The sequence below is a fragment of the Gemmatimonadota bacterium genome, assembly GCA_016714015.1.
Lineage (GTDB): Bacteria > Gemmatimonadota > Gemmatimonadetes > Gemmatimonadales > Gemmatimonadaceae > Pseudogemmatithrix.
In genome coordinates this window covers 634,996-660,185 of the sequence record JADJNZ010000001.1, presented here as the reverse complement: position 1 = coordinate 660,185, position 25,190 = coordinate 634,996, and the positions used below count along the sequence as shown (strand labels likewise).

The following is a 25,190-nucleotide window of genomic DNA, read 5'->3' as shown; positions in this document are numbered from 1 at the left end:
GTCCCTGTCCCATCGCCCTCCCCCTGAGACTTCTACTTCACATCCTCCGAATTCGCTCCTTCCCCTCGTTCTTCGGTCCTTCCCGCCAGCACCCGGAGCCCGTCCGGATACTTGCCGCGCTCTTCTTCCCACACGGCCAGGGCGGCGCGCCGCTTGAGGAAGCTCAGATGGTCGATGAACAGCTTGCCATGCAGGTGGTCGATCTCGTGCTGCAGGCACACGGCGAGCAGCCCCGTGCCCTCCACCTCCACCGGCTCGCCGTCGCGGCCCATCGCGCGGACCTTCACGTACTCGGAGCGCTCGATCCACCCGTACACGTCGGGGATCGAGAGGCACCCTTCCTCCCACTTGATCTTCGCCTGCCGCGCGACGATCTCGGGGTTGAACAGCGTGAAGAGCTGCCCGTCCACCTCGACGACGGCGAGCCGCTCGGTGCGCCCCACCTGCGGCGCCGCGAGGCCCACGCCCTCCGCGGCGCGCATCGTCTCGATCATGTCGTCGGCGAGCGCGCGCAGCTCGTCGGTCACGACCTCCACGGGGACGGTCTCCTGCCGCAGGATCGGCTGGCCGAGGACCGAGATGGGGAGGATCGCCATCCGACTCAGGCCGCCGGGAGCTCTTCGCCGCCGACGGCGGCGATGCGGTTGCGGACGACCACGAGGCGGCTCTCGCCGCTCTTGATCGTGATGTGGTCGCCGAGCGTCGCGGCGGTGGCGCCGTCCTTCTGCCCCATCGCGATGTGGATCACCTCGCCGACGATGCCGCCGGCGGTGACGACCGAGTCGCCCTTCTTGATGTTCATCACCTTCTCCTCGTGCTCCTTGCGCTGCTTGCTCTGCGGGCGGATCACGAGGAAGTAGAAGATCGCGAAGATCGAGCCGAACATGATCAGCTGGCCGAGGCCGGAGGGGCCGACGGGCGCAGCGGTCTGGGCGAAGAGGATCGGATGCATGGGGCGGTCGGAAGGCTGGGGGGACGTTCGAGGGCCCGCGCGGTCCACGCGCGCGGCCACCCATGGAAATCTATCGGGTGCGCCCCGCCCGGGTCAGGTGACGAGCATCGCGTCACCGTACGAGTAGAACCGGTAGCCCTCGCGGACCGCCGTCTCGTAGGCGCGCATGGTCAGGTCGTACCCCGCCATCGCCGCGACGAGCATGAGCAGCGTCGAACGGGGAAGATGGAAGTTGGTGACGAGCAGGTCGGCCGCACGCGGGCGATGGGGCGGGCGGATGAAGATCGACGTCTCGCCGCTCCCGGTGCGGTACCGCCCCCCGCTCCCCGATGCCTCGTACGCGCTCTCCAGCGTGCGCAGGCTCGTCGTGCCCACCGCGCAGATGCGCCCGCCCACGGCACGCGTGGCGTCGAGCAGCGCGCCCGTCGCCGACGGCAGGTCGTACCACTCCTCGTGCATCACGTGGTCCGCCGGATCCTCCACGTCCACCGGCTTGAACGTCCCGGCGCCCACATGCAGCAGCACCTCCGCGCGGCGGACCCCCTTGGCCTCGAGCGTGGCGAGCAACTCCGGCGTGAAGTGCAGCCCGGCCGTCGGTGCCGCCACCGATCCCTCCTCGCGCGCGAAGACCGTCTGGTAGCGCTCCGCATCGGCGGGGGCGTCACCGCGCGCGATGTACGGCGGCAGCGGGATGTGCCCATGCGCCGCGATCGCCGCGCGCGGGTCGCCAGCGTGCAGCCGAACGAGCCGCGTGCCGCGCGCGGTCGCCTCGAGGATCTCGGCGTCGAACCCCGGCGCGATGTGCACGCGCCGCCCGGGCTTGAGCTTGTTCCCCGGCTGGACCATCGCCTCCCACGTATCCGGCGCCACCTCGCGGAGCAGGAACACCTCCGCCGGCGCGCCCGAGTCGCGCGTGCCGAGCAACCGCGCCCGAAAGACGCGCGTGGTGTTGAGCACGAGCGCATCCCCCGCGCGCAGGTACTCGGCGAGGTCCGTGAAGCGGCGATGCTCGATCGTGCCGCGGTCGCGGTGCACGATCATGAGCCGGCTCGCATCGCGCCGCGCCGCGGGCTCCTGCGCGATGAGCGACTCGGGGAGGAGGAAGTCGAAGTCAGCGGTGCGCATCACCTTCCCCCTCCCTCCTTCCCCCTTCGTCGTCAGAGAGCCTCCAGCTGCTCCGCGGACGCCGAAGGCGGCTGATACCCGAGGTGCCGGTACGCCTGCGCCGTCGCCATGCGCCCGCGCGGCGTGCGCTGCAGGAACCCGTTCTGCACGAGGAAGGGCTCGTACACCTCCTCGATCGTGTCCGCATCCTCGCCCACCGCCGCGGCGATCGTGCCCACGCCCACCGGGCCGCCCTCGAACTTCTCGACGATCGCGCGCAGGATGCGTCCGTCCATCTCGTCGAGGCCGTACTCGTCCACGTCGAGCATCGCGAGCGCCTCGCGCGCCACCGCCTGCGAGATGTGCCCCTCGGCCTTCACCTGCGCGAAGTCGCGCACGCGACGCAGCAGCCGGTTCGCGACGCGCGGCGTGCCGCGCGCCCGGCGCGCGAGTTCGTGCGCACCCGGCGCATCGATCCCCGCGCCCATCACCGCCGCCGTGCGGTGCACGATCTCCTCCACCTCGGCGGTCGGGTAGTAGTTCATCCGCAGCTCGATCCCGAAGCGCGCGCGCAGCGGCGCGGTGAGCATCCCCAGGCGCGTCGTCGCGCCGATGAGCGTGAACCGCTCGATCGGCATCGTGATCGTCTGCGCCTTCGGGCCCTCGGAGAGCCGGATGTCGATCTTCCAGTCCTCCATCGCGGGATAGAGGAACTCGTCGATGATCGGCCGGAGGCGATGGATCTCGTCGATGAACAGGATGTCGCCGGCGCGCAGGTTGGTCAGCGTGCCGACGAGGTCGCCCGGCTTCTCGAGCGCCGGCCCCGACGTCGTATGGATGTTCACGCCCATCTCGCGCGCGATCAGCTCGGCGAGCGTCGTCTTGCCCAGGCCCGGCGGGCCGAAGAGGAGCGTGTGGTCGAGCGGCTCGCGCCGCGCGGTGGCCGCGTCGATGTAGATCCGCAGCGCGTCCTTCACCTTCCCCTGCCCGATGAACTCGGCGAGGCGCTGCGGACGCAGCGACAGCTCGACGACCGACTCGTCGGCGAGCGATTCCGGGGTGGTGATCTCGGGGCGGGACATGAGCGGGAATCTACTTCTTGATCGCCGCGAGCGACCGGCGGATCAGGTCGGCGGTCGACTCGCCCTTCGCCGCCTGCTCGAGCGAGGCGCGCACCGCACGCTCCGCCTCTGCCGGGGCGTAGCCGAGTGCCACGAGCGCGCGCACCGCGTCGGCGCCGGGGCCCGAGGCGCCCGCGGGCTTGCCCGGCGACGCGGCCGCCTCGACACCCGTCCCCTCGAGCTTGTCGCGCAGTTCCAGCACGAGCCGCTCGGCCAGCTTCTTCCCCACGCGCGGCACCTGCGTGAGCGCGGCGAGGTCGCCGTCGCGGATCGCGCGGACGAGCCGCTCGCCGCTCAGCGTCGAGAGGAGGTTCATCGCGAGCGACGGGCCCACGCCGGTCGTGCCCATGAGGCGCTGGAAGAGCTTCCGTTCCTCCACGCTCGTGAACCCGAAGAGGAGCCACGCATCCTCGCGCACGACCATCGCGGTGTGCAGCGCGATCTCGCCGCCCACGCGCGGCAGCGTCTCCAGCACGCCCAGCGGCACGAGCACCTCGTACGCGAGGCCACCGGCGGTCATGACCTCGATGCGGTCGAGTCCCCCGCTCACGAGCGTCCCCTGGATGCGCGCGATCATCGTGCCGCTCCCGCGCGCGCACCCGCGCCCATGCCGGCGACGGCACGGGCGAGCGGCGCGCGCATGGCGCAGGTGAGCGCCGCCGCCACGCCGTCGGCGGCGTCGGCGGGCTGGGGCGCGCTCTTGAGTCGCAGCAGCTTCGTCACCATGAACTGCACCTGGGTCTTGGTCGCCGCGCCGGTGCCGACGACGGCCTTCTTGATCTCGGCCGGCGAGTACTCGTGGATCGTGAGTCCCGCATCGGCGCCGGCAAGGAGGATCACGCCGCGCGCATGGCCGAGGACGAGCGTGGTGCGGACGTTCCGCGCGTAGAACACGTCCTCCACCGCCAGCGCGTCGGGCCGGTGTCGCGCGATGAGCTCGCGCACGCCGTCACTGATGTCCTTCAGTCGGCTGGCGAGCGGCCGGTCGGCGCGGGTGCGGATCACGCCGCATTCCACGAGCTGGTGCGTCGCGCCCGCGCGCACCACGCCATAGCCGGTGACGGCGGTGCCGGGGTCGATGCCGAGGATCAGCATCGTGAAGCCCCGCCGTCGCGCGTCACCCCGCCTGCAGCTCCGACACGTCCATGTCGAAGTTGGCGTCCACCTTCTGCACGTCGTCGAGGTCCTCGATCGCCTCGAGCAGCTTCACGAGCGACTCGGCGGCGGCCCCTTCGACCTTCACCGTGTTCTTCGGGATCCACGAGAGCTCGGCCTCGGTCGCGACCATGCCGACCTTCTCGAGCGCCTGCTTCACCGCGTGCAGGTCGTTCGGCGCGGTGGTCACGATGAACTGCTCGTCCTCGGCGGTGAAGTCCTCCGCGCCGGCCTCGAGCACCTGCTCCATCACGTCGTCCTCGCTCTTGCCGGCGGTGGGGAGGTAGATCTGCCCCTTCCGGTCGAACATGAACGAGACCGAGTTGCTCGCGCCGAGGTTGCCGCCGAACTTCGAGAGCTTGAACCGCACCTCGGCGACGGTGCGCGTCGGGTTGTCGGTGAGCGCCTGGATCATGAGGGCGACGCCCCCCGGACCGTACGCCTCGTAGAGCACCTCGGAGTAGTCGATGCCCTCGAGCTCGCCCGTCCCCTTGAGGATGGCGCGCTCGATGTTCTCCTTGGGGCAGGACTGGGCCTTCGCGTTCTCGATCGCGGTCCGCAGACGCGCGTTCCCGTCCGGGTCGCCGCCGCCGGCCTTGGCCGCCACGGTGATCTCGCGGAGGAGCTTCGTGAACATGGCACCGCGCTTCTTGTCAGCGGCGGCCTTGTAGTGCTTGATCTGCTTCCACTTGGAGTGGCCGGCCATTGGACTGCGGATGGAGGGTGAAGGATGGAGGACGAAGGCCTCCTTCAGCCAAGGCCGTAAGATACTCCGTTCCCCCGGCGGTTGTGGAGGGACGGAACGGGAGCGGGGCGGCCCCCCGAGGGAGGCCGCCCCGCTCCTTCATCCTTCGACCGTCAGCCTAGTTCCAGCGAATGGTGAGGCTGCTCCGGATCCCCGTCACGTCGTCCGCGCTGCCGTCCTGCAGGCTGTACAGGCTGCCGATGCTGTAGCCCACCTGCGGATAGAAGCTGAACTTGCCGGCCGTGAAGCGGAGCCGCACGCCGGTGTTGATCAGGTTGCCGGCCTTCACGCCGTCCACCTGCCAGAGCCGGAGCTCGACGTTCGGCTGGATGAGGATCTCCTTCGCCGTGAAGCTCACGCCGCCGGCGAGGTTCAGCACGTTCTCCGGCGGCGCATCGCCGCCGAGCTGCTGCCCGGAGAGACGCATCAGGTTCCAGCCCGAGAGGAAGACCGAGGTGCTGCGCACCGGGAAGCTGTACGAGCCCGACGCGATGAGCCGGTCGCCCGTGCTGTACGACGTCGTGTCCGCGAGGTCCTCGCCGAACGCCGAGTACGAGAGCCCGAGCTGCACCTGCCCGTCGCCCACCGGCCGGTCGAGGCCGACATTCACGCGATACTCGTCCGCGGGCGTGAAGCGGAACTCGGCGTTCGCCACGCTGTACGCGGCGAACTCGGTCGATTTCCGGATGCTCGCGCCGCCGGCGACGTTCCAGTTGCCGAGGGCGCGCGCGAAGGCGACGCCGCCGGTGCCGGCGAAGCCGTTGCCCATCGAGCTGATGGGGTAGCCGAGGAAGTCGTTGCCGATCTGGCCCGCCGCCTCCTGCTGTCCTTCGGGGATCGTGTACTGACCGGTCGGCAGGTTGAGGCCGACCGTGAAGACGAGGAGCCGGTCACCCAGCGTGAAGTTGCCGCGCAGCTGCGTGTCGGTGAGGCCCTTGATCGCGCTGACCGAGTTGCCGTCGGCGATCACGTCGGTGACGGCGTACGCCGTGCTGAGGTCGATGCTGAGTCGCTCGTTCACCGGCAGCGTGAAGACGAGCGGGATGGCCGTCTGCGCGACCGAGCGCTTGCCGCCGGCCGGGGACGTGATCGTATAGACGGTCGAGTGCGGCGCCAGGATGACACCCATGTCGCCGAGGCCCTGCGCGGGCAGGACGGCGGGCAGGGCGAGGAGCGAGGCGGCGATGAGGGTGCGCTTCACGTATCGATCCTCGCTCACGGGCGACGAATGACGATGATGACCTGCCCGGTGCGGTTCGGCGTATCGGTGCCGGTGCCCGAGCTGGGGGCGTCACGTTCCGGCGGCGCCGACGTGACGGTGGTCGAGCCGCTGCCCACGGCGAGGTTCGTCGCCGGGGGGTTCACGGTCTGCGCCGCGCGACGCGCGGCCTCCTCGAGGGCGTTCGACGTCGGCGCCGAGCTGCCACGGTCGGCCGCCTGCACCACCTGGCTCTCCGCCCCCGTCAGCCCTGCTTCGATCGTCGTCGTGGTCACCTGCTGCCCGCCCTGGATGGACGCCTGCACCGCCGCGGCGCGGTCGGACGCCGCACCGAACCCGGGGTCGAGCAGGCGCGCATTCTCGAAGAACCGCGACGCATCCTGGAACCGCCCGTCGTCGATCGCCTGCAACCCGCGGCTGTACGACAGGAACGCCTGCAGGTTCGTCGTCGGACGCCGCTCCACGCGCTGCCGCTCGGCCGGCGTCAGCGTCACGCCGATCCGGTCGTAGAGCTGGAAGACGATCCGCTTCTCCATGTCGAAGATCTGGTCGAGCGTGTTGTTCGCCGAGGCCGCCGGTCCGATGTTCCCGTTCGCGACGTTCACGAGGCTCGCGTCGAGCGTGACCATCGTCGCGCCGGTCTGCTGGATGACGCCGTTCACGAGCGTGCCGGCCTGGATCAGCTTGCCCGCCCGCACCGCCGTCGCCGCGTCCACGCGCTCCGACTGCGAGAGCCGGATCTCGTCCGCCAGCGCCTGCATCCGGTCACGCTCCACCACCGTGATCCGCGACGACACCGACAGGTCGGTGATGAGCAGGTCGGCGATGCCACGCTCGAGCGGCTTGAGCATGCTGTCGCTGCCGGTGAAGCGGAACGGCGGCACCGCGACGGTCAGCGGATTGCCCGGCGTCTGCGAGAGCCGCGCCTCGTTGGCCACCGCCGCCTTGGCCGCGGCGATCGCCTCCTGGCGCGCCAGCCCGACGAGGCGCGTGCGCACGTCGTTCTTCGCGCGCCGCGACGTCCCCACCCGCAGGTAGGTCTCGTACGCGTTGCGCGCCACGGTCAGGTCCCCCGTCTGCTCGGCGGCCATGCCCGTGTAGACGGCGCTCACGCCGTCCCGCGGGTTGAGGCGCCGCGCCTGGTCGAGGACCGGCAGCGCGTCCTTGTAGCGCTGCGCCTTGTAGTACGCCACGCCCAGCGCGCGGAGCGCCGCCGCGTTCTGCGGACTGCGCGCGCGCGCGGCCTCGAGGCGGGCGATGGCGTCGCCACGTCCCTGCGCCACGGCGGGCGCGGTGGCGAGGGCGAGCAGCATGAGGGCGGCAAGGGGACGAACGAGTCGCATCACATCTCCTATCGATCGGGATCCAGCATGTCCTCGAAACGGAGCCACTGCTTGTAGAAGTACAGGTCCACGTACCCGGTCGTGCCGTTCCGGTTCTTGCGCACGAGGAGCTCGGTCGCCCCTTCGACGCCACTGTCCGGCGCGTACATCTCCTCGCGATACACCGCGAGCACCACATCCGCCGACTGCTGCACCGCGCCCATCGCCCCGAAGTCCCCCAGCAGGGGACGCGGGTCCGGACGCGCCGTCAGCGCCGGCAGCTGCGCCGTCACCAGCACGCACAGGTCCTGCGACACCGCCTCCGCCTTCAGCATCCGCACCACCGCCGCGAGCTCCTCGTCCTGCGCCCGGGAGGACGCCGCGAGGGTCTGCAACGAGTCCACCACCACCACCTGCACGCCCAGCGCGCGGATCCGCGACCCCAGACCCTCGGCCGACTCGTGCGCCAGCACCTCGAACCGCGGCGAACGCTCGCGCAGCCGTACCGCCGCCGCTCCCACCGCCGATCGCTGCAGGTCGTCGAGCTTCCCCTGCCGCAGGTCGTCCATCTTCACGCGCCCCTCGATCGCGAGCGCCCGCTCCATCACGCGCTCCGCCGACATCTCGCCGGTGAGGAACGCCACCTTGGTCCCCGTCTCCGCCATCCGGAGCGCCATCGCCAGCGCGAGCGCCGACTTGCCGCTCCCCACATCCCCGCCGAGCACCACCAGGTCACCCGCGCGGATCCCGCCACCCAGCCACCGATCGATGCTCGGGAAGCCGGTGCGCACGGTGTCCCCCGCCAGCGCGCCATCCGCCACCAGGTCGATCCGACGCATGACGCGGGAGATCGGGGAGATGTCGGTGGGGCGCAGGATGCCTCTAAGGTAAGGACGAACGTGCTGTCCTATTCTACGGCTCGGTCACGATCTCCGGCAAGTTGGGCCGCGTCCGCCCGGAGCGCCGTGACCAAGCGCACCAGTTCGGCGCGCGCGGCCTTGTCGAGGTGCGAAAGCGTGACCTCCGTCACCACTTCGAGCGCGTCGGCGGCCGTCGCGGGGTCCCCGGAGGCGCTCGTCGCGAAGGCCCGCTGGAGCGCGGTCCGCGTCTTGGCCGGCATCGTGACCGCCACCAGCCACTGCCGCGCGGCCTCGGCCCGTGCCGCACGGACCGCCGGATCGAGCGGCCAAGGCAGGCGGATCCCGTGCACCAAGCGCACCGCCATCACCGCACCGAGCAGCGCCTCCCGCGGACCGCCGAGCCCGGCCCGGCCCGCCTGCGCAAGGAGCGCGGGACAGGGGAAGGTCGCGCGATGAGGCGCGAACGGCGAAGTGGGCGGCGTCACTCCGAGAAACTGCGGCCCCACCCGCGCCGTCCGGAAGGGGCGAACGGCGATTGGAACGCATCCCTGACACGGACTATCTTCCCTGACCATGCACATCGCGACGTCCCTGCGCCCGACCCGCCGTCGCTGATGCGCGTCTACCGCCGCCTGCTCCGCTTCCTGCGCCCGCACGCCTGGCGCCTCGGCGGCAACGTCATCTTCAACGTGATCGCCGCCGCCCTCGACGGCATCGCCTTCACGCTGCTCATCCCGTTCCTCAACACGCTCTTCAAGTCCGACACCCCGATCGTCGGCGGGATGGGATGGCTCACCGCGCTGCAGGACCGGCTCATCGGCCCGTTCCTCGATCCCGCCCAGCCCATGGGGTCGTTGCGCGCGGTGATCATCGTGATCCTCCTCATGGTCACGGTGAAGAACATCTTCCTCTGGGCCGGCGGGCAGTTCGGCGCCTCGTTGCAGGAGATGATCACGCGGGACCTCCGCGCCGCGGTCTTCTCCCACATGCAGCGGCTCCCGCTCCCCTGGTTCGGGCGCACCAAGACCGGGCAGATCATCTCGCGCGTCCTCGCCGACACCGAGCAGACCAAGCTCATCCTCGCCGAGGTCGCGACGCGCACCGTGCAGAACGCCGCGACCATCGGCGTCACGGTGATCATCCTCTTCAAGATCTCGCCGCGCCTCACGCTCGTCGCGCTCGTGATCGCGCCGGTGATCATGGCCTTCCTCCAGCCGCTGCTGCGCAAACTGCGGAAGGGGAGCCGCCGCCTCCGCAACGAGTACGGCGAGATGACCTCGGTGCTGCAGGAGGTCGTGAGCGGCATCCGCCTCGTGAAGTCGTTCCGCGGCGAGGCGTACGAGGACGACCGCTTCATCAAGGCCTCGGCGCGCTACTCGGGCGGCATGACCCGCATCCAGCGCCTATCGCTCATGTCGAGCCCGCTCACCGAGGTGCTCGGCACCATCATCGCCATGGGCGTCCTCTGGATCGGCGCGCGCGAGGTGCTCGGCGGCGGCGGGATGCAGGGGAGCGTGCTCATCGGCTTCATGATCCTCGTGATGCGCCTGCTCCAGCCGATCAAGCAGCTCTCGCAGGCGCCCACCACCGCGCAGCAGTCGCTCGCCGCGGCGGAACGCCTCTTCGAGGTGCTCGACCAGCCGGCCGAGACGCAGACCGACCGCGGGACGCGCGAGATCACCGCGCTCACGCAGGGCGTCGCGTTCGAGCACGTCTCGTTCGCGTACGGCGAGGAGGCGGTGCTCACCGACGTCTCGCTCACCGCGCGCCGCGGCGAGATCGTCGCGCTCGTCGGCGCGAGCGGGGCGGGGAAGAGCACGCTCGTGGATCTCATCCCGCGGTTCATCGAACCCACCGGCGGCCGCGTGCTCGTCGACGGCCTCGACTCGCGCGAGATCAAGCTCCATTCGCTTCGCGCGCTCACCGGCATCGTCTCGCAGGACACGGTGCTCTTCAACGACACCGTCCGCGCCAACATCGCCTATGGCGCGCAGGGGCGGTACACGCCGGCGCAGGTGGAGGCCGCGGCCCGCGCGGCCAACGCGCACGATTTCATCATGGCCCTCCCGCAGGGCTACGAGACGGTCCTCGGCGAGCGTGGCACGCGCCTCTCCGGCGGCCAGCGGCAGCGGCTCGCCATCGCGCGCGCGCTCCTCACCGACCCGCCCATCCTCATCCTCGACGAGGCCACCTCGGCGCTCGACACCGAGAGCGAGCGGCTCGTGCAGGAGGCGATCGACCGCCTGCTCGCCGGACGCACCGTGTTCGTCATCGCGCACCGGCTCTCGACCATCGTCCACGCGACGCAGATCCTCGTGCTCGAGAAGGGGCGCGTGATCGAGCGCGGCACGCACGCCGAACTGCTCGGACTCGAAGGCGCATACGCACGCCTCCACGCCATGCAGCAGCGCACCGTGCAGGCCCCGCTCCCCGAGGCGGCGCCCGAACCGTTGGAGCCCGCGCTCGAGCTGCCGGACGACGATGACGATGCCTGAGCCGGCCGCGAGGCCCGCGGCGACCTCGGTCCCCGCGGCCGCCCCGCCGCGGCCGACCTTCGCGCAGTGGGCCGAGTATGCTGCGCTCCGCACCGTGGCGACGCTGCTGCGGCCCTTCGGGTGGCGCACCGCCTCGTCGGTGGGCGCGATGGTCGGCGGACTCGGTTGGTGGCCGCTCCGCATGCGCCGCGCGCGCGTCGAGCGGACCATCCGCGCCTGCTTCCCCGAGTTCAGCGAGGACCGCGTGCAGCAGGTCGCGCGCGAGAGCTATCGCGGCCTCGGTCGCGTGGCGATCGAGAGCATCATCCTCTCGCGCGCCGAGAAGCGGGATGTGCTCGATGTCTTCGTCGATTCGCCGACCTTCCCGGTGCTCGAACGCGCTTTCGCGCAGGGGAAGGGCGTGATCCTCGTCGCGGGGCATCTCGGCAACTGGGAGCTGAGCGCCGCGTACATGACCGCGCGCGGCCTCCCGATCGACGCGATCGCGATGCACATGGCGAACCCGCTGAGCGACGCCTTCTTCAAGCGGACGCGCGAACGGTTCGGGACGCGCGTCCTCTTCGCCGACGAATCGGTGCGCGCGATCCCCAAGGCGCTGCGCGACGGGCGCGGCGTAGGGTTCCTGAGCGACCAGAGCGCGAAGGGGCTCGCGAGCACCTTCATCCCCTTCTTCGGCCGGCCAGCGCGCACGCCGCGCGGCGCCGCGGTGTTCGCTCTTCGCAACGACCTGCCCATGGTCTTCGTCGTTGCGCTGCGGCAGCCGGACGGCCGCTACATGGCGCACTTCGAGGATGTCCCGCTCGTCCAGACGGGGGACAAGGAGTCCGACATCGATGCGACCGTGCTCAGCTACACGAAGGTGCTCGAGCGGCTCGTGCGCGAGCATCCCGAGCAGTACTTCTGGCAGCATCGGCGGTGGAAGGGACAACCAAAGGATACTCCGGCGGAGCTGAAGGAACCCTGAGGGCGGATGAAGGCTGAAGGATGAAGGATGAAAGTGTTCGTTCGCTCTCACCGACGAGACCATCATGTACGACCTCGAATCGCTCCGCCGTCGCGAGTATCCCTGGGAGGCCGCCGGGGACGCGATCCACTTCGACCATGCCGCCGTGGGGCCCATCCCGCAGCGCGCGCGTGATGCGACCGATGCGTACCTCCTCAAGCGCGCCGAGCCGCACCGGCTGGGGAATGATGACTTCTTCCCCGTGCTCGACCGCGGCCGCGCGCTCATCGCGCAGCTCATCGGCGCGCAGGCGGGGGAGATCGCGCTCACGACCAACACCAGCTGGGGCGTGAACCTCGCCGCCTATTCGCTCCCGCTCGGGCCGGGCGACATCGTGCTCGGCAGCGAGGGCGAGTTCCCGGCGAACGTCTATCCGTGGATGGCCGCGGCCAAGGCGCGCGGCTTCACCTACGAGCTGCTCCCGCTCGCCGGCGCCGCCGCCGACGAGGAGATGGTCATGCGTCGGATCACGAGCGACCCGCGCGTGAAGGGCGTCGCGCTCTCGTGGGTCTCCTTCTGGAGCGGCTCGCGCATCGACGTCGCGCGCCTCGGCGCCGCCTGCCGCTCGCGCGGCATCTGGTTCGCGGTCGATGCCATCCAGGGACTCGGCGCGCTCGCGCTCGACGTGCGCGCGGCGCAGATCGACATCCTGAGCTGCGGCGCGCAGAAGTGGCTCTGCTCGCCCTGGGGCAGCGGCTTCGCCTACGTGCGGCGCGAGCTCGTCGAGACGCTCGAGCCCCCGGCGGCCGGATGGCTCGCGCAGGCGAGCTCCGGCGACTTCGGGAAGTTCCTCGCGTACGATGCCGCCTGGCACCTCGATGCGCGCAAGTTCGAGGTCGGGACCATCCCGTACCAGGACATCGTCGGGATGAACGCGGCGCTCGAGCTGTTCCTCGAGCTCGGGCCGGCGACGATCGAGGCGCATGTGCGCACGCTCACCACGCGCCTGATGGAGTGGGCGGCCCAGGCGCGCGGCGTCACGCTGCTCACGCCCGCCGCCGCGGGACGTCGCGCGGGGATCGTCGCGTTCGCCACGCCGGACCTCGCCGCCGACTCGGCGAAGCTCCGCGCGGCGAAGGTGACGCACTCGGTGCGCGAGGGGGCGATCCGCCTCGCGCCGCACTTCCACAACACGATGGACGAGGTCGAGGCGGTCATCGCGGCGATCGGTCGGTAGGGCTTCGGCCCGGGGTTAGTTTTCACGGGTGACCGCCCCCGCCACCATCCCCGCCGGCCCCCTCGACGCGCTCATCGCGCGGCGCCGGACGTTCGCGATCATCTCGCATCCCGACGCCGGCAAGACGACGCTCACCGAGAAGCTCCTCCTCTACGGCGGCGCCATCCACCAGGCCGGTGCGGTGAAGGCGCGCAAGTCGCAGCGCCACGCGACCTCCGACTGGATGGCCCTCGAGCAGGAACGCGGCATCTCCGTCACCAGCTCGGTGCTGCAGTTCGAGTACCACGGCTACCAGGTGAACCTCCTCGACACCCCGGGCCACCAGGACTTCGGCGAGGACACCTACCGCGTGCTCATCGCGGCAGACAGCGCCGTCATGCTCCTCGACAACCGAAAGGGCGTCGAGGAACGCACGCGCCAGCTCTTCGATGTCTGCCGCCGCCGGCGGATGCCGATCTTCACCGTCGTCAACAAGTGCGACCGCGTGGGCGAGGATCCGCTCAAGCTCGTGAGCGACCTCGAGCACGAACTCGGCATCACCGCCGTCGCCGCGCACTGGCCCATCCACCAGGACACGGCGGAGCAGGGCACCGTCTTCGTCGGCGTGTACGACCGCCGGCGCAAGCGCGCCTTCCTCTTCGAGCGTGGCACGCACCACGGCGCCAAGCGCGTCGAGACCGAGACGCTCGACCTCGCATCGCCTGACGACCAGAAGCTCGTCGACGCCCTCGGCGGCGACGAGACGGCGGTCGCCGCGGTCGCCAAGCTCGCGCACGACATCGAGCTCCTCGACATGGCGGGGCACGAGTTCGACGCCGAGGCGATCCTCGCCGGCGAGCAGACGCCGGTGTACTTCGCGTCGGCGATCACGAACTTCGGCGTCGAGCCCTTCCTCGAGGACTTCCTTCCGCTCGCGCCGTCGCCGGTCGCGCGCGAGAGCTCCGCCGGTCCGGTCGCGCCGGGGCTGAGCGCGTTCACGGGATTCGTGTTCAAGGTGCAGGCGAACATGGACCCGCGGCACCGCGACCGCATCGCCTTCGTGCGCGTCTGCTCCGGCCGCTACGCCGCGGGGCTCGAGGTGATGCACGTGCGCACGGGGAAGAGCTTCAAGCTCGCGCCGCCGCAGCAGTTCCTCGGCCGCGAACGCGCCTTCGCCGAGGAGGCGCTGCCGGGCGACGTGGTCGGCGTGCACGACCGCGGCTCGCTCCGCATCGGCGACACGCTCGCGACGCCCGACGCGCCGAAGACGGCGGACGGCAAGCTGCTCGAGTACGTCGGCATCCCGCGCTTCGCGCCCGAGCACTTCGCGCGCATCCTCTCCAAGGACCCGCTCCGCCGCAAGGCGATGGACAAGGGCCTCCGCGAACTCACCGAGGAGGGCGCGGCGCAGGTCTTCTTCGCCGAGACGCAGATGGGGCCCATCCCCGTCGTCGGGGCGGTGGGTCTGCTCCAGTTCGACGTGATGCTCCACCGGCTGGAGCACGAGTACGGCGCGCCCACGACGCTCGAGAAGCTCCCCTTCCGCTACCCGCGCTGGGTGACCGGGCCCGAGGCGGAGATCCAGAAGCTCGGCGAGTCGCAGGACCTGTCGCTTCTATATGATGCGAAGAACCATCCCGTGATCCTCTTCCGGGACGAGTGGCGGCTGCGCTGGGCGCTCGAGCGGGCCGAGTCGCTCGGGCTCAAGTTCTTCGACGCGGCGCCCTGAGAACGGCGGTCACCACAGAGGGCACAGAGGACACAGAGAACGGCGGAGAACGGCACACGGGGGGCTTCAGGGGATGATCTCCCCCGAAGCCCCCAAGGCATCCCTCCGTCGTTCTCTGTGCTCTCTGTGCCCTCTGTGGTGAAAGCACTTGCCGTCAACTACGGAAAAGCCAGTTGACAGCCGCGCGAACACCCCACATACTACGGGAAAGATAGTACATCACCCGGACCCACCATGACCGACCTCCACTTCCCCCCGCGCGAACTCGCCGTCATGAGCGTCCTCTGGCGCCTCGGACCGAGCACCGTCACCGAGGTCCGCGAAGGACTCGATGAGGATCTCGCCTACACCACCGTCCTCTCGGCGCTCCAGACGCTCGAGGAGAAGGGGTACGTCACGCACGAGGCCGTCGGGCGCGCGTATCGCTACGAGGCCGCCGTCCCCGCCGACCGCGCAGGGCGCAGCGCGATCGCGCGGATCAAGGAGGCCATCTTCCAGGGCTCCTCCGAGGCGATGCTCACGCAGATGGTGAGCGACCGGAAGCTCGGACGCGCCGAGCTCGAACGGATGCGCGCACTCCTCGACGCGCGGCTCAAGGAGGAGAAGTGACCGCCTCCCTGCTCGCCGCCTGGTGGATGCAGGCGATGCTGATCGGCGCGATCCTCGCCGCCACCGCGGCGCTGCTGCAGTGGATCGCCCGTGACGCGGTGCCGGCGCGCGCCATCTGGGCGCTCGCCCTGCTCGGTGCCACGCTGCTCACGTTCGTCTCGCCGATCCGCCTCTGGCGCACGAGCGCCGCCGGCGGGGAGGTCGTGGTGCAGGGCATGCCGCTCACGGGCGCTGCACTCGACGCGACGACGCGGTTCTCCCCCGCGGCGTGGACCGCCGCCGCCACCGCGCGGATCCGTCGGACGCTCGATGCCCCGACGACGCTCGCGGCCGATGCGGCGCGGGCGATCCCGCCGGTCGGCGCGCGCGTCGCGCTCATCCTCTGGGGACTCGCGTCGGGAGCGATCCTGCTCCTGCTCTTCGCGAGCCATCGCCGGCTCGGCCGCGCGCTCGGCGCCGCACCGGCGCATGAGATCGATGGGGTGCCGGTGCGCCTCACGCGCGACCTCGGCCCGGCCGTCGTCGGCGTGCGCGCGCCGATCGTCGCGGTGCCGGCGTGGCTGCTCACGCTGCCCGCGGAGGAACAGGCGCTGGTCGTGCGGCACGAGCGTTCGCACGTCGCGGCCGGCGATCCGCTCCTGCTCATGTGCGGCGTGGCGCTCGCGGCGCTGCAGCCGTGGAATCCGTTCGCCTGGCTCCTCGTCTCGCGCCTGCGGCTCGCGATCGAGCTCGATTGCGATCGTCGCCTGCTGCGCGACGGCACCTCCAAGCGGGCGTACGGCGACCTGCTCATCGCCCTCGCCGCTGCCACCACCCCGGCCCACCGGCCGGCCATGCTCCATCCCATGTTCTCGCCCCACACTTCCCATCTCGCCCAGAGGATCATCGCCATGACCGAACGTCCCGTCCGTCTCATCACCGCGCGGCGTCTCGCGGTGGCCGCGCTCGGCGCGGTCGCGTTCGTCGCCGCCTGCGAGTCGCGCCTTCCCACCGATGCCGAGGTCGCGTCGATGGACGCGACGATGGTCGAACGTCGCGTCGCGGGGGTCGTGATGCTCGATACGGGGACCGTGCGCTACGTCGTGGACGGCAAGCCCTCCACCGAGGCGCTCGCCAAGGCGATCACGCCGGACGACATCGCGAGCGTCGAGGTGGTGAAGGGCGATTCGCCGGAGATCCGCGTGCTCACGCGCGCCGGCGCGGCGGCCGCGCCGGCGGGCGTCGTCGAGCGTCGCGTCGAAGGGATGCCGTTCGTCGTCGTGCGCGACTCCTCCGAGACGAGCGGCGAGCGCCGCATGCTCGTGCGTGGCCGCCCGCTCGAGGTCGAGACGGCGAAGGAGGCGTTCACCGGCCTCCTGATCGTCGATGGCATCCGCGCCGACCAGTCCAGCCTGAAGGAGATCCCGTCCGACCGCATCCAGTCGGTGACGGTGTTCAAGGGCGCGCAGGCGGTCGCCCTCTACGGTCCCGACGGCGCCAAGGGCGTGATCGTCATCAAGACCAAGCCGCGGGAGTGACGTCGCGCCCCGGCCGAGGGTCATCCCTCGGTCGGTGGGCGGTGCGAGGGCCCGGTGCGCCACCCGCGCCGGGCCCTCGACGCGTCCATTCCAAACCGTTTGCGGTCCCCATGCGTACTAACGACAGCCCCGCTGCAACCGTCTCATGAGAACCCGGGTCAGATATCACGCTGGCCCTTCCCACCCGCTGCCGAGCCCACCGTGCATCTCCGTCGTCTGATCGCCCTCGCGGGCGTGCTGTTCCTTTGTCTCGTGCCAGCGGGAGCGCAGGCCCAGGCGGCCGACATCATCCGCGGTCGCGTCACCGGGCCCGATGACAATCCCATCTCCGGCGCGATCGTCACCGCGACGTCGGTGAGCGGCAACGTGTCGCGCCGCGCGCGCACGGCCCGCGACGGCCGCTACACCATCGCCTTCCCCGGCGGCGACGGCGACTACTTCCTCATGGTGCAGGCGATCGGCTACGCCGCGCGCCGCTTCCAGGTGAAGCGCACCGCCGACCAGGAGATCCTCGTCGCCGACGCCAAGATGTCGCTCGCGGCGCAGAACCTCGACACGGTGCAGATCGCCGGCGAGCGCAACCGCGTCAACCGGAACCAGAATCCGCAGGACATCTCCGGCACCGAGCGCAACGTCAACGCGAGCGCGCTCGCGGCCGACCAGCAGGGCGACCTCGCGGCGATGGCCGCCTCGCTCCCCGGCGTGCAGTTCCTCCCCGGTGCCGACGGCGACCCGTCCGGCTTCTCGGTGCTCGGCCTCACCGCCGACCAGAACCAGACGACGCTCAACGGCCTCAACTCGAGCGCGACCAACCTGCCGCGCGACGCGGCGGTCTCGAGCTCGCTCGTCACCACGCCCTACGACGTCTCGCGCGGCGGCTTCAGCGGCGGACAGTTCAACGTGCGCAGCCGCTCGGGCTCGAACTTCGTCGTCCGGTCCTCGAGCTTCAACTTCGACAATCCCACGCTGCAGTGGACCGACGCGGCGGGGCGCGCGCTCAACCAGGAGTACTCCAACGCCTCGCTCGGCGGCAGCTTCTCCGGGCCCATCCAGTTCGACAAGGCGTTCTACAACTTCTCGTACCAGGTCGGCCGCCGCGCCAACGACCTGCAGACGCTGCTCAACACGAGCCCGCTCGGCCTGCAGACCTCCGGCATCGCGCAGGACTCGGTGACGCGCCTCCTCGGCATCCTCGCGGCGAACGGCATCCCGGCGACCGTCGGTGGCATCCCGTCCAACCGCGACAACGACCAGCTGAGCGTCTTCGGCGCGCTCGACTGGGCGCCGCCGGGGTCGCTCACCGGCCAGGCGCTCAACATCTCGTTCAACGGCAACATCTCCAAGCAGGCGCCGGTGAACGGCCTCTCCAACGCCATGCCCGCCTGGTCCGGCGAGCGCACCAACGGCAGCGGCGGCGTGCAGCTCCGGCACACCAACTTCTACGGGATCTTCCTCTCCGAGACGAACATCGGCGTGAACGCGTCGCGCAACGCCTCGGACCCGTACGTCATGCTGCCCAACGGCTCGGTCCTCATCAACTCGACCTTCGCCGACGGCTCCAACGGCGTGAGCAGCATCGCGTTCGGCGGCAACTCGAACCTCTTCGCCACCAACACGACGTCCAACCTCGGCTTCAACAACACGCTCAGCTGGTTCAGCCTCAACAACCGCCACCGCCTCAAGCTCACCACCGAGCTGCGGCGCGACGGGTACTCCACCGACCAGAACGCGAACCAGTTCGGCACCTTCCGCTTCAACTCCCTCTCCGACCTCGAGAACGGGATCCCCTCGTCGTTCAGCCGCTCGCTGCTGCCGCGCACGCGCACGGCGAGCCAGTGGGTGATGGGCGCGTCGCTCGGCGACTCGTGGCGCGTGAACCCCGACCTCCAGCTGCAGTACGGCGTGCGCGTGGACGCCAATCGGTACAACGACGTCCCGACGTTCAATCCGGTGGTCGACTCGATCTTCGGCGTGCGCAACGACGTGGTGCCCAACCGCGCCTTCGTCAGCCCGCGCCTCGGCTTCTCGTGGACCTACGGCCAGGCGCCGCAGATCCCGGGCTTCGAGGGCGCGGTGCGCGGCCCGCGCGCCGTCGTGCGCGGCGGCATCGGCCTCTTCCAGAACACGCCGGCGACCAACCTCACCGGCACCGCGCTCGACAACACCGGCCTCACCACCGGCATCCAGAACCTCATCTGCACCGGCGCCTCGGCGCCGGCGCCCGACTGGACGCTCTACGGGAACGACCTCTCGCAGATCCCCACCACCTGCGTCGGCGGTGGCTCGGTCTTCGCGAACGGGCTCCCGAACGTCACGCTCTTCAGCCCCGGCTACGACCCGCAGCGCTCGGTGCGCTCCAACCTGCAGTGGAACGGGCCCGTGCTGAACAACACGTTCAACGCGACGCTCGAGCTCACCTACTCGTGGAACGAGCAGCAGCAGAGCGCGATCGACCTGAACTTCAATCCGACGCAGCGCTTCGCCCTCGCGAGCGAGGGGAATCGTCCCGTCTTCGTCCAGCCGACGAGCATCTTCCCGGCCACCGGCGCCATCGCGCCCGGCGACAATCGCATCTCGACGACCTTCAATCGCGTCTCGCAGTCCGTCTCCGACCTGGCGGGGATGAGCCGCCAGGTGTCGCTCCGCATCTCGCCGACCCGCTTCAGCACCGGCTTCAGCTGGAGCGCGGCCTATGTGTACTCGAGCAACAAGCAGGAGGTGCGCGGCTTCCAGAACACCGCCGGCAACCCGCTCCTCGTCGAGTGGGCGCGCGCCAACTTCGACACGCGCCACCAGATCAGCTACAACCTCGGCTACAACTTCTTCGACGCCGTGCGCGTGAACTGGTCCGGCTCGTTCCGCTCCGGCAACCCGTACACGCCGGTCGTCGCCGGCGACGTGAACGGTGACGGCTACTCGAACGACCGCGCCTTCATCTTCGACCCGGCCACCGCGGCCGATCCCGCCGTCGCCAGCGCGATGACCGCGCTCCTCGCCAGCACCGATGGCGCCGCACAGGAATGCCTGCGGAACCAGATCGGGCGCATCGCCGACCGCAACAGCTGCCAGGGCCCCTGGCTGCAGACCGCGGTGATGTCGATGTCGCTCAATCCGCAGAAGTTCCACCTCCCGCAGCGCATGACCCTCTCGCTCAGCGTCTCCAACCCGCTCGGCGCCGCCGACCTGCTCCTCCACGGCTCCGACGGCATCAAGGGCTGGGGCCAGGCCCGCACGCCCGATGCGACGCTGCTCTACGTGCGCGGCTACGACGCCGGCACGCAGCGCTTCCGCTACGACGTCAACCAGCGCTTCGGCAACACCGACCCGCAGCTCTCGGCGATCCGCGCGCCAGTCGCCGTCACGCTCCAGTTCCGCTTCGACCTCGGCCCCACGCGCGAGCGCCAGCTGCTCCTGCAGACGCTCGATCGCGGCCGCTCGCACGAGGGCACCAAGGCCCCCGAGGCGCAGCTCAAGGCGCAGTACGGCAGCGCCGGATTGCCCAACCCGATGGCCACGATGCTCCGCTCGGCCGACACGCTCCAGCTCACGAGCCCGCAGGCCGACAGCCTCGCCACGATGAACCGCTGGTACCTCATCCGGCTCGACTCCATCTGGGCGCCGCTCGCGAAGGAGTTCGCGGGCCTCCCCGACGGCTACGACCGCGAGGCGGCGTTCATCAAGTACACCAAGGCCCGCCAGGCCTCGGTGGACCTCCTCCTCAAGCTCGAGCCGCGCCTCAACGCGCTGCTCACCAAGGAACAGAAGCGCCGCCTCCCGGCCTTCATCGCCAGCTACCTCGACAAGCGCTATCTCCGCTCGGTCCGCAACGGGACCGCCGGTACGGGCTTCGGGGTACCGGGTGGGTTCGACGTCGGCGCGATCGGCGGCAACCGCTTCGAGGTCCGGCGCTAGTTCGCGAGCGAGTTCGCAGACGCAGGTGCATCACCCATGTCGTTCACTCAGAGGCACACCATGATCCGATCCAGCTCCCGCGCCACGCGGGTCACCTTCGCCGCGACGCTCGCCCTCTCGGCGCCGTTCGCGACGCTGTTCGCATCGCCGCTCGCCGCGCAGCAGGCACCGAAGCTGCCGCCCGTCCGCTCCATCGGTCCCGTGCTCGCGCGCTCCGAGGAGCCGATGAGCGCCATCTCCACCGCGGTCCCCCTCCCGGGCGGCCGCGTGCTGGTGAATGACATCCTGCAGCGTCGCGTGGTGATGTTCGATTCGACGCTCAAGAACGTGACCGTCGTCGCCGACTCGACCGCGGCCACCGGCAACGCCTACGGCCAGCGCGGCGGTGGCCTCATCGGCTACAGCGGCGACTCGGCGCTCTTCATCGATCCCGCCTCGCTCTCGATGATGGTCATCAACAGCAGCGGCGAGCTCACCACCGTGCGCGCCGTTCCGCGCGCGAACGAGATCGGCCTCCTCGCCGGCGGCCCGAACGGCCGTCCGGGATTCGATCCGCAGGGACGACTCGTCTACCGCGGCCAGGGACGCCCGCGGCAGCAGCAGCAGGGTGGCCGTGGCGGTCGCGGCGGCGGTGGCGGCGGCGGCGGTGGTGGCGGCGGTTTCCAAGGTCCCGGCGGCATGACCTTCCAGGCGCCCGAGCTGCCGGACTCCGCGCCGATCTTCCGCATCGATCTCGCCTCGCGCGCGCTCGACACGCTCGGCTCGATCAAGATCCCCAAGATCGACATCAAGATGACGCAGGGCGCCGACGGCCGGATGAACGTGCAGACGACCACCAATCCGATGCCGATGGTGGACGACTGGGCGCTGCTCAGCGACGGCACCATCGCCGTGATCCGCGGCCACGACTTCCATGTGGACTGGCGCGCGCCGGACGGCTCCGTGACCTCGGGCCCCAAGCTCCCCTTCGAGTGGCAGCGCCTCTCCGATGACGACAAGCAGTTCATCATCGACAGCGCGCGCACGGCGATCGAGAAGCAGCGCGAGGAAGCGCAGCGGATGATGAACGCGGCCGGCGGTCCGGCGGCGTTCATCCAGGGTGGCGGCGGCGAGCGCGCGATGGTGATGCTCGGCGGCGGTGGCGGCGGTGCCCCGCCGCAGCGCGGGGCCGCGGCCGCCCCGGCGCAGGGCGCGGGTGGTGGTGGCCAGGGCGGCGGCCAGCGCGGTGGGCAGGGTGGCGGTCAGGGCGGTGGCCCGGGCGGCCCCGGTGGCCCCGGCGGCTTCCAGATCCCCGCGGTGAATCTCGTCCCGGCGAACGAGCTCCCCGACTATCGTCCGCCGTTCGGACAGCAGTCGGCGCTGGGTGACCTCGATGGCCTGCTCTGGGTGCGCACGAGCGCGCCGGCCGGCGCCGAGGGGCCCATCTATTACGTGATCAATCGGCAGAACGAGATCGTGGACCGCGTGCAGATCCCGCAGGGGCGGCAGATCGCGGGCTTCGGGAAGGGCGGCATCGTCTATCTCGGGTTCCGCGACACCGAGGGGAAGGCGCGGATCGAGATCACGAGATGGAAATAGGTTGAAGGGGGAAGGATGAAAGAGCGCGGGGCGGGGGTCCGACCGGACCTCCGCCCCGTTCTCTCCTGTAATCCCGGAATATTCTGTCGCCTTTCCCTTGTGCGGCCCCCAAATGGCGGATTACACTACATCTACAGCCATTGAGAACCATTCTCATCACGCTGTCGCACGCTGAGAACACACTCGTTACGCACTGCGAGCTCCACTGAGATGACCGCGCCCAACTCCCGCGAACTCCCCGTCTGCACCTGCCCCCTCGTCGATTCCGAGACGGGTGCGGCGGCGACGGTGGTCGCGATCGAGTGCGGCGAGCGTGATGCGTGCCGCCTCCGGGCGCTCGGCGTGTACGAGGGCGCGCAGGTCTCGGTGGTCGGCAAGCGCCACTGCCTCCTCGTCGACGTGAGCGGCACGCGCCTCGCGCTCGGCGCCGACCTCGCCGGTGGCATCACCGTCCGTCCGCAGGGACGCGCCGCGAGCTGACGTGAGCACCACCGTCGGGCCGGAGCGGCTCACCGCCACCGAGCCGCTGCGCGTTGCCATCATCGGCAATCCGAACACCGGGAAGACGACCCTCTTCAACGCGCTGACCGGACTCCGGCAGCGCGTCGGCAACTTCGCCGGCGTCACCGTCGAGCGCGTCGAAGGGGCGTACCGCATGGCCGACGGGCGCCGCATCGCGGTGCTCGACCTCCCCGGCAGCTACTCGCTCTCCGCCGGCTCGCCCGACGAGGCGATCGCGCTCGAGGTGCTGCTCGGCCGCGACCAGGCGCACTGGCGGCCGCAGGTCGTGCTCGTCGTCGTCGATGCGTCGCACCTCGAGCGGAACCTCTTCCTCGCGAGCCAGGTCTGCGAGCTCGGGTTGCCGGTCGTCATCGCGCTCAACCAGGTGGACGCGGCCGCGGACAAGGGGATCACGGTCGATGTGCCCGCGCTGATCCACGAGATGGGCGTCCCGATCGTGCCGACCATCGCGTCGCGCGGCGAGGGGATCGACCCGCTCAAGCAGGCGATCCTCATCGCGGCGACGCTGCCGCCGCCCGCGCGCCGCTTCACCCTCGCACCCGACGTCGATGCCGCGCTCGGCCCGCTCGAGACGCAGCTCGTGCAGAGCGGCCTCGCCCCGTCGGCCGCGGCGATGGAATCGCTCCGCCTCCTCGGCGTGAGCACGCGCGAGGCGCACCTCGCGCACGTGCCCGACCTCCCGCGCCTCCTCGACGACGCGCGCGGCGCGCTGCGCGACGTGGGCCTGATCCCGGAACGGGTGGAGGCCGAGTCGCGGTACGGGTGGATCGGCGGCGTGGTCTCGCGCACCGTGACGCGGAAGGCGCGGTCGCTCGGGACCTGGAGCGACAAGCTCGACGCGGTCGCATTGCACCGCCTGGGCGGACCGATCCTCTTCCTCGCGGTGATGGCGCTCGTCTTCCAGGCCGTCTTCAGCTGGGCGACGCCGCTGCAGGATGCGATCGAGGCCACCATCCACGCCGTCGGCGCGGCGGTGGGCGGCCTGATCCCCGAGGGCGACGTGCGGTCGCTCGTGGTGGACGGCATCTTCGCCGGCGTCGGCTCGGTGCTCGTCTTCCTGCCGCAGATCGCCTTCCTCTTCGCGTTCATCGGCGTGCTGGAGCAGAGCGGCTACATGGCGCGCGCCGCCTTCCTGATGGACCGCGTGATGCGGCGCGTGGGGCTGCACGGGAAGAGCTTCATCCCCATGCTCTCCGGCTACGCCTGCGCGGTGCCCGGCATCATGGCGACGCGCACCATCGAGGACCCGAAGGACCGGCTGGCGACGATCATGGTCGTGCCGCTCATGAGCTGCTCGGCGCGGTTGCCGGTGTACACGCTGCTCATCGCGACCTTCGTCCCCGCGCTGCCGCTCTTCCCCGGGCTCGACCTGCAGGGCGCGACGATGCTCGCGATGTACCTTCTCGGCACGGTGACCGCGCTCGGCGTGGCGGCGCTGTTCCGCGGGACGCTCCTCCGCGGCCCGGTGCGGCCGATGATCCTCGAGCTGCCGCCCTACCGCATGCCGGCGCTCCGCTCGCTCGGCGTCTCCGTCTGGCAGCGCTGCCAGCTCTTCCTGCGCCGCGCGGGGACGGTGATCCTCAGCCTGAGCATCATCCTCTGGGCGCTCGCGACCTATCCCAAGGCCGACGTCGATCCCACGCTCCCGGTGGAGCAGCAGCAGGAGCAGCAACTCGCGCACTCGATGCTCGGCGGCTTCGGCCACGCGATCGAGCCGGTGGTGCGGCCGCTCGGCTACGACTGGAAGATCGGCGTGAGCATCGTCGCGAGCTTCGCGGCGCGCGAGGTGTTCGTCTCGACGATGGGGACGATCTACGGCGTGGGCGGCACCGATGACGCGCTGCTGCAGGACAAGCTCCGCAGCGAGGTCCGCGCCGACGGCTCCCCGGCGTACACGCCGCTCATCGCGGTGGGCCTCATGGTCTTCTACGTTTACGCGCTGATGTGCATGAGCACCATCGCGGTGACGGTGCGCGAGGCGGGGGGCGGCAGGCTCGGGTGGAAGTGGGCGGGCGTGCAGTTCGGCTACATGCTCGCGCTCGCGTACGGCGCGGCCTGGCTGGTGGTGACCGTCGGGCGCGCACTGGGGTATGCTTGAGCATGACCACCGACACCTTCCTCGCGCTCGCGATCGTCGCCGCGGCCGCGGCCTGGCTGGTGCGGCGCGCGGTGCTCCAGGCGCGGGCGCGGA

At 70.7% G+C, this 25,190-nt stretch carries 21 protein-coding genes; 10 read left to right on the top strand and 11 right to left on the bottom strand.

All coding sequences use genetic code 11. The features are described 5' to 3' along the window. Positions 1-32 precede the first annotated feature (32 nt). The 11 genes from def to IPJ78_02770 form a co-directional block, all read right to left on the bottom strand. Positions 33-596: a peptide deformylase gene (gene def / locus IPJ78_02820; GenBank protein MBK7905472.1), complete on the bottom strand. Its 564-nt coding sequence runs from the start codon at positions 594-596 to the stop codon at positions 33-35. A gap of 5 nt (positions 597-601) precedes the next feature. Beyond that, positions 602-952 carry a preprotein translocase subunit YajC gene (yajC, locus tag IPJ78_02815; GenBank protein MBK7905471.1) on the bottom strand — a complete coding sequence of 117 codons (351 nt, stop codon included), beginning with the start codon at positions 950-952 and terminating at the stop codon, positions 602-604. Positions 953-1,045: 93 nt separating this feature from the next. Then, positions 1,046-2,077 (bottom strand): tRNA preQ1(34) S-adenosylmethionine ribosyltransferase-isomerase QueA, encoded by a 1,032-nt coding sequence (gene queA / locus IPJ78_02810; protein MBK7905470.1) that lies wholly within the window; start codon positions 2,075-2,077, stop codon positions 1,046-1,048. Positions 2,078-2,109: 32 nt separating this feature from the next. Next, on the bottom strand, positions 2,110-3,138 hold the full coding sequence (gene ruvB / locus IPJ78_02805; GenBank protein ID MBK7905469.1) for a Holliday junction branch migration DNA helicase RuvB: 1,029 nt from the start codon (positions 3,136-3,138) through the stop codon (positions 2,110-2,112). A gap of 10 nt (positions 3,139-3,148) precedes the next feature. After that, positions 3,149-3,754, bottom strand: a complete 606-nt coding sequence (ruvA, locus tag IPJ78_02800) for a Holliday junction branch migration protein RuvA (GenBank protein ID MBK7905468.1) — start codon at positions 3,752-3,754, stop codon at positions 3,149-3,151. Beyond that, positions 3,751-4,272: a crossover junction endodeoxyribonuclease RuvC gene (ruvC, locus tag IPJ78_02795; GenBank protein MBK7905467.1), complete on the bottom strand. Its 522-nt coding sequence runs from the start codon at positions 4,270-4,272 to the stop codon at positions 3,751-3,753. The genes ruvA and ruvC overlap by 4 nt, the downstream gene beginning before the upstream one ends. 22 nt (positions 4,273-4,294) lie before the next feature. Then, entirely contained in the window at positions 4,295-5,038 is a 744-nt protein-coding gene (locus IPJ78_02790) for a YebC/PmpR family DNA-binding transcriptional regulator (GenBank protein MBK7905466.1), read from the bottom strand. Between the two features lie 157 nt (positions 5,039-5,195). Beyond that, positions 5,196-6,296, bottom strand: coding sequence for a hypothetical protein (locus tag IPJ78_02785; GenBank protein MBK7905465.1), 1,101 nt, complete (start codon positions 6,294-6,296; stop codon positions 5,196-5,198). Further along, positions 6,293-7,639 carry a tetratricopeptide repeat protein gene (locus tag IPJ78_02780; GenBank protein ID MBK7905464.1) on the bottom strand — a complete coding sequence of 449 codons (1,347 nt, stop codon included), beginning with the start codon at positions 7,637-7,639 and terminating at the stop codon, positions 6,293-6,295. The genes IPJ78_02785 and IPJ78_02780 overlap by 4 nt, the downstream gene beginning before the upstream one ends. An 8-nt stretch (positions 7,640-7,647) precedes the next feature. After that, positions 7,648-8,457, bottom strand: a complete 810-nt coding sequence (locus IPJ78_02775; GenBank protein MBK7905463.1) for a DnaB-like helicase C-terminal domain-containing protein — start codon at positions 8,455-8,457, stop codon at positions 7,648-7,650. A 68-nt stretch (positions 8,458-8,525) separates the two neighbouring features. Further along, a complete protein-coding gene (locus IPJ78_02770; protein ID MBK7905462.1) occupies positions 8,526-8,963 on the bottom strand; it encodes a hypothetical protein in 438 nt (145 codons plus the stop codon). A gap of 129 nt (positions 8,964-9,092) precedes the next feature. Here IPJ78_02770 and IPJ78_02765 point away from each other — a divergent pair, with 129 nt between their 5' ends. The 10 genes from IPJ78_02765 to feoB all read left to right on the top strand — a co-directional run bounded on the left by IPJ78_02765 (position 9,093) and on the right by feoB (position 25,097). Then, on the top strand, positions 9,093-10,973 hold the full coding sequence (locus IPJ78_02765; protein MBK7905461.1) for an ABC transporter ATP-binding protein: 1,881 nt from the start codon (positions 9,093-9,095) through the stop codon (positions 10,971-10,973). Beyond that, positions 10,966-11,937, top strand: a complete 972-nt coding sequence (locus IPJ78_02760; protein MBK7905460.1) for a lysophospholipid acyltransferase family protein — start codon at positions 10,966-10,968, stop codon at positions 11,935-11,937. Before IPJ78_02765 ends, IPJ78_02760 begins: the two co-directional genes overlap by 8 nt. 64 nt (positions 11,938-12,001) lie before the next feature. After that, entirely contained in the window at positions 12,002-13,153 is a 1,152-nt protein-coding gene (locus IPJ78_02755) for an aminotransferase class V-fold PLP-dependent enzyme (GenBank protein ID MBK7905459.1), read from the top strand. A 46-nt stretch (positions 13,154-13,199) separates the two neighbouring features. Further along, entirely contained in the window at positions 13,200-14,861 is a 1,662-nt protein-coding gene (locus tag IPJ78_02750; GenBank protein MBK7905458.1) for a peptide chain release factor 3, read from the top strand. A 234-nt stretch (positions 14,862-15,095) separates the two neighbouring features. After that, positions 15,096-15,470, top strand: a complete 375-nt coding sequence (locus IPJ78_02745; protein ID MBK7905457.1) for a BlaI/MecI/CopY family transcriptional regulator — start codon at positions 15,096-15,098, stop codon at positions 15,468-15,470. Beyond that, the gene (locus IPJ78_02740) at positions 15,467-16,987 is read left to right on the top strand and encodes a TonB-dependent receptor plug domain-containing protein (GenBank protein MBK7905456.1); all 1,521 of its coding nucleotides are present in this window, start codon (positions 15,467-15,469) and stop codon (positions 16,985-16,987) included. The genes IPJ78_02745 and IPJ78_02740 overlap by 4 nt, the downstream gene beginning before the upstream one ends. Positions 16,988-17,188: 201 nt before the next feature. Then, on the top strand, positions 17,189-20,899 hold the full coding sequence (locus IPJ78_02735; protein MBK7905455.1) for a TonB-dependent receptor: 3,711 nt from the start codon (positions 17,189-17,191) through the stop codon (positions 20,897-20,899). A 60-nt stretch (positions 20,900-20,959) separates the two neighbouring features. Beyond that, positions 20,960-22,477, top strand: coding sequence for a hypothetical protein (locus tag IPJ78_02730; GenBank protein ID MBK7905454.1), 1,518 nt, complete (start codon positions 20,960-20,962; stop codon positions 22,475-22,477). Between the two features lie 210 nt (positions 22,478-22,687). Next, positions 22,688-22,957, top strand: a complete 270-nt coding sequence (locus tag IPJ78_02725; GenBank protein MBK7905453.1) for a ferrous iron transport protein A — start codon at positions 22,688-22,690, stop codon at positions 22,955-22,957. Continuing rightward, complete coding sequence (feoB, locus tag IPJ78_02720) at positions 22,917-25,097, top strand: ferrous iron transport protein B (GenBank protein MBK7905452.1); 2,181 nt, start codon at positions 22,917-22,919, stop codon at positions 25,095-25,097. Before IPJ78_02725 ends, feoB begins: the two co-directional genes overlap by 41 nt. Positions 25,098-25,190 lie beyond the last annotated feature (93 nt).

What these genes read in the sequence shown, in the direction of transcription:
- ruvB (MBK7905469.1), bottom strand. Translation starts at nt 3,138, where the DNA reads ATGTCCCGCCCCGAGATCACCACCCCGGAATCGCTCGCCGACGAGTCG.
- IPJ78_02755 (MBK7905459.1), top strand. Translation starts at nt 12,002, where the DNA reads ATGTACGACCTCGAATCGCTCCGCCGTCGCGAGTATCCCTGGGAGGCC.
- ruvC (MBK7905467.1), bottom strand. Translation starts at nt 4,272, where the DNA reads ATGCTGATCCTCGGCATCGACCCCGGCACCGCCGTCACCGGCTATGGC.
- IPJ78_02775 (MBK7905463.1), bottom strand. Translation starts at nt 8,457, where the DNA reads ATGCGTCGGATCGACCTGGTGGCGGATGGCGCGCTGGCGGGGGACACC.
- IPJ78_02765 (MBK7905461.1), top strand. Translation starts at nt 9,093, where the DNA reads ATGCGCGTCTACCGCCGCCTGCTCCGCTTCCTGCGCCCGCACGCCTGG.
- IPJ78_02745 (MBK7905457.1), top strand. Translation starts at nt 15,096, where the DNA reads ATGACCGACCTCCACTTCCCCCCGCGCGAACTCGCCGTCATGAGCGTC.
- queA (MBK7905470.1), bottom strand. Translation starts at nt 2,077, where the DNA reads ATGCGCACCGCTGACTTCGACTTCCTCCTCCCCGAGTCGCTCATCGCG.
- yajC (MBK7905471.1), bottom strand. Translation starts at nt 952, where the DNA reads ATGCATCCGATCCTCTTCGCCCAGACCGCTGCGCCCGTCGGCCCCTCC.
- IPJ78_02725 (MBK7905453.1), top strand. Translation starts at nt 22,688, where the DNA reads ATGACCGCGCCCAACTCCCGCGAACTCCCCGTCTGCACCTGCCCCCTC.
- IPJ78_02730 (MBK7905454.1), top strand. Translation starts at nt 20,960, where the DNA reads ATGATCCGATCCAGCTCCCGCGCCACGCGGGTCACCTTCGCCGCGACG.
- IPJ78_02780 (MBK7905464.1), bottom strand. Translation starts at nt 7,639, where the DNA reads ATGCGACTCGTTCGTCCCCTTGCCGCCCTCATGCTGCTCGCCCTCGCC.
- IPJ78_02790 (MBK7905466.1), bottom strand. Translation starts at nt 5,038, where the DNA reads ATGGCCGGCCACTCCAAGTGGAAGCAGATCAAGCACTACAAGGCCGCC.
- ruvA (MBK7905468.1), bottom strand. Translation starts at nt 3,754, where the DNA reads ATGATCGCGCGCATCCAGGGGACGCTCGTGAGCGGGGGACTCGACCGC.
- IPJ78_02760 (MBK7905460.1), top strand. Translation starts at nt 10,966, where the DNA reads ATGCCTGAGCCGGCCGCGAGGCCCGCGGCGACCTCGGTCCCCGCGGCC.
- def (MBK7905472.1), bottom strand. Translation starts at nt 596, where the DNA reads ATGGCGATCCTCCCCATCTCGGTCCTCGGCCAGCCGATCCTGCGGCAG.